A 2926-nucleotide genomic window follows, 5' to 3' on the forward strand; every position below is an offset into this window, starting at 1 on the left:
GGCCCGCGTGCGGTGCCGGCCCTGGGCGCGCGCGGTGTCAGCCCCGGGCGGCCCCCGCGGGCGACTCCTCCGCACAGACCGCCGAGACGAACTCGGCGACCCGCGCCTGCGGCAGGCCGCGCGCGATGTCCGCCTCGCTGATCATCCCGACCAGCTTGTGCTCCGGGTGGTTGATCACCGGCAGCCGGCGCACCTGGTACTGCTCCATCACCCGCAGCACCTGCTCGCAGTCCTCGTCCGCCTCCACCGTCATCGGCCGCCCCTGCGCCAGCTCGCCCGCCGTCACCGACGCCGGGTCGCGGCCCTCGGCGACGCAGCGCAGCACGATGTCGCGGTCGGTCACGATCCCCAGCAGTTTGTCGCCCGGCCCACAGATGGGCAGGGCACCCACGTCGCGTTCCCGCATGATCCGGGCGGCGGCCGCGAGCGTCTCGTGCTCGCGGATGCACTCCGCGCCCGGGTGCATGATGTCGCTGGCTCTGGTCATGGTCCGCCTCCTGACCTGGTTCCCTCCCCTCGTCCATGGTGGTCCGCGCGGATGGCCGACGCCACCGGGGCCGGTGCGCCCGGAAGACCCGGCGGCACGCTCAGGCCTCGTCGTCCGGCGCGGTGGGGCCGCCCCGCTCGACCCGGCCGTCCGGCGACTCCGGAGGGTCCAGCGGCAACTTCTCCAACACCTCCTTCAGGGGCTGGAGTTCGTGCCCGGGCTGGTCCGGCCCGAGCGCCTCCTCCGGCACCTCGCCGCTCTCCACCGCCTCTTCCACGGCCTTCGCCCCGGCCGCGACCGCCGCGGCCGTCAGCAGGTTCCGCTGCTGCACCTCCGTCGCACTGTCCAGGAAGCGCAGCAGCTCCACCGGGAAGGGCAGCACCAGCGTCGAGTTCTTCTCCGCCGCCACCTCCACCACGGTCTGCAACAGCCGCAGCTGGAGCGCGGACGGGGTCGCACTCATCACCGCCGCGGCCTCCGACAGCCGCTCCGAGGCCTGGAACTCACCGTCCGCCGTGATGATCCGGGCCCGCCGCTCCCGCTCGGCCTCCGCCTGCCGGGCGATCGAGCGCTTCATCGACTCCGGCAGCGCGACGTCCTTGATCTCCACCCGGTCGATCTCGATGCCCCAGCCCAGCGCCGGGCTGTCGATCATCAACTCCAGCCCCTGGTTGATCGGTTCGCGGTTGGCCAGCAGGTCGTCCAGCTCGCTCTTGCCGATGATCGAGCGCAGCGAGGTCTGCGCGACCTGGGAGATCGCGAAGTTGTAGTCCTGCACGTTGACGGTGGCCTTCACCGCGTCCACCACCCGGAAGTAGACCACCGCGTCCACCCGCACGGTCACGTTGTCCCGGGTGATGCCCTCCTGCGCCGGGATCGGCATCGTCACGATCTGCACGTTCACCTTGCGCAGCCGGTCCGCGATCGGCAGCAGCGCCACCAGCCCGGGACCGCGCACCTCGTCGCGCACCCTCCCGAAGCGGAACACCACGCCCTTCTGGAACTGCTGGACGACCCGGATGCTCATGCTCGCCCAGATCGCCCCCAGCCCGGCGAGCGCTCCCAGGGCACCCAGCACCGCATCGACGATCATCGCGGCCTCCTTGCGGCCTGTGCGCACACCGACGCGCCCGGCCGCCGCCGACCCGGACCGGCCGGGGACCGCCGGAGCAACTGATTCCACGCTACGCCTGCCCGGACGGCGCCGGAACGAACGTGCCGCAGCGCCTAGGATCTTGGCCATGCCGACCGTGGCCGTGCCCCCCTCCCCCGCCGACGACCCCGACGACCCCCGCCACCCCGCCGAGGCCGCCGCCCGGGCCGTCGGACTCGCCGCGCTGGACCGTGTCGTCACCGGCTGCCGGGCCTGCCCGCGCCTGGTGCAGTGGCGCGAGGAGACCGCCCGGACCAAGCGCCGCGCCTACCAGGACTGGGACTACTGGGCCCGCCCGATCCCCGGCTTCGGCCCGCCGGACGCCCCGCTCGTCCTGGTCGGCCTCGCCCCCGCCGCCCACGGCGCCAACCGCACCGGCCGGATCTTCACCGGCGACCCCTCCGGCGACCTGCTCTACGCCGCCCTGTACGACCTCGGGCTCGCCAACCGCCCCGAGTCCGTCCGCCACGGCGACGGCCTGGAGCTGTCCGGCGTCCGGATCACCGACCCGGTCCGCTGCGCCCCGCCCGACAACAGGCCCAGCACCGCCGAACGCGACACCTGCCGGCCCTGGATCACCCGCGAACTCCAGCTGCTGCGACCCACCGTACGCGCCGTCGTCGCCCTCGGCGGCTTCGCCTGGCAGGCCATGCTGCCGGTCATCGCGGACGCCGGCTGGCTGGTCCCCCGCCCCCGCCCCGCCTTCGGCCACGCCGCCGTGGCCGCCTTCCCGGCCCGCGACGGCGGCCCGGACCTGCGGATGTACGGCTGCTACCACGTGAGCCCGCGCAACACGAACACCGGTCGGCTGACCACCGCGATGCTCCGGGACCTGCTGCGCGAAGCGGCCCGGGCGGCGGGGCTCGATCCCCGGTAGCACCGCCACCGTGCCGCGGTGGCCCCCGCGCGCACCGGACCCGACCGCGGTCCGGCCGGTGGTGCGAGGGCGGCGGCAGGAAAGGCCCTACCCGAACCGGGGCAGCTTCCGCTTGCCCGCCCGCCGCCACACGTCCGGCAGCCGTCGCCGCGTGGCCTCCTCCGTGGCCAGCTGGCGGCCGTACAGGGCGCCGTAGCCGAAGGGCTCGCCACCGCTCGCCGCGTGGGCGGCGAGGGTGCTCGCGGCGACCACGGCGTCCTGGTGGTCGCCCAGCACCTCCTGGACGGCCCTCATCCGCCGGGCGTAGCGCTCGGCCCGGGCGCCGGCCACCGGGACGGCGGTCTCGCCGGCGTAGCGGGCGCGCTTGGCCGCCTTGCGGGCCTGGTGGAGGGCCGCGTTCCGCTCCTCG

Annotated in this window: 4 protein-coding genes; 1 reads left to right on the forward strand and 3 read right to left on the reverse strand. The window is 74.9% G+C overall.

From position 1 onward, the window contains the following. Positions 1-37: 37 nt before the first annotated feature. Both KS423_RS42400 and KS423_RS42405 read right to left on the reverse strand, forming a co-directional pair. Positions 38-487 (reverse strand): CBS domain-containing protein, encoded by a 450-nt coding sequence (locus KS423_RS42400; protein ID WP_224285038.1) that lies wholly within the window; start codon positions 485-487, stop codon positions 38-40. A 100-nt stretch (positions 488-587) separates the two neighbouring features. Next, positions 588-1580, reverse strand: coding sequence for a slipin family protein (locus KS423_RS42405; RefSeq protein WP_224285039.1), 993 nt, complete (start codon positions 1578-1580; stop codon positions 588-590). A 148-nt stretch (positions 1581-1728) separates the two neighbouring features. Here KS423_RS42405 and KS423_RS42410 point away from each other — a divergent pair, with 148 nt between their 5' ends. After that, the gene (locus KS423_RS42410; protein ID WP_224285040.1) at positions 1729-2517 is read left to right on the forward strand and encodes a uracil-DNA glycosylase; all 789 of its coding nucleotides are present in this window, start codon (positions 1729-1731) and stop codon (positions 2515-2517) included. Positions 2518-2604: 87 nt separating this feature from the next. Here the strand turns inward: KS423_RS42410 and KS423_RS42415 are convergent. Continuing rightward, positions 2605-2926: CHAD domain-containing protein (locus KS423_RS42415; protein ID WP_224285041.1), on the reverse strand; the 322-nt coding region annotated here is incomplete at its 5' end.

The organism is Streptomyces sp. LS1784 (assembly GCF_020103755.1).
In the GTDB taxonomy this organism is placed as follows: domain Bacteria; phylum Actinomycetota; class Actinomycetes; order Streptomycetales; family Streptomycetaceae; genus Kitasatospora.

Coding starts and splice junctions, on each gene's coding strand:
- KS423_RS42405 (WP_224285039.1), bottom strand. CDS start 1,580: ATGATCGTCGATGCGGTGCTGGGTGCCCTGGGAGCGCTCGCCGGGCTG.
- KS423_RS42410 (WP_224285040.1), top strand. CDS start 1,729: ATGCCGACCGTGGCCGTGCCCCCCTCCCCCGCCGACGACCCCGACGAC.
- KS423_RS42400 (WP_224285038.1), bottom strand. CDS start 487: ATGACCAGAGCCAGCGACATCATGCACCCGGGCGCGGAGTGCATCCGC.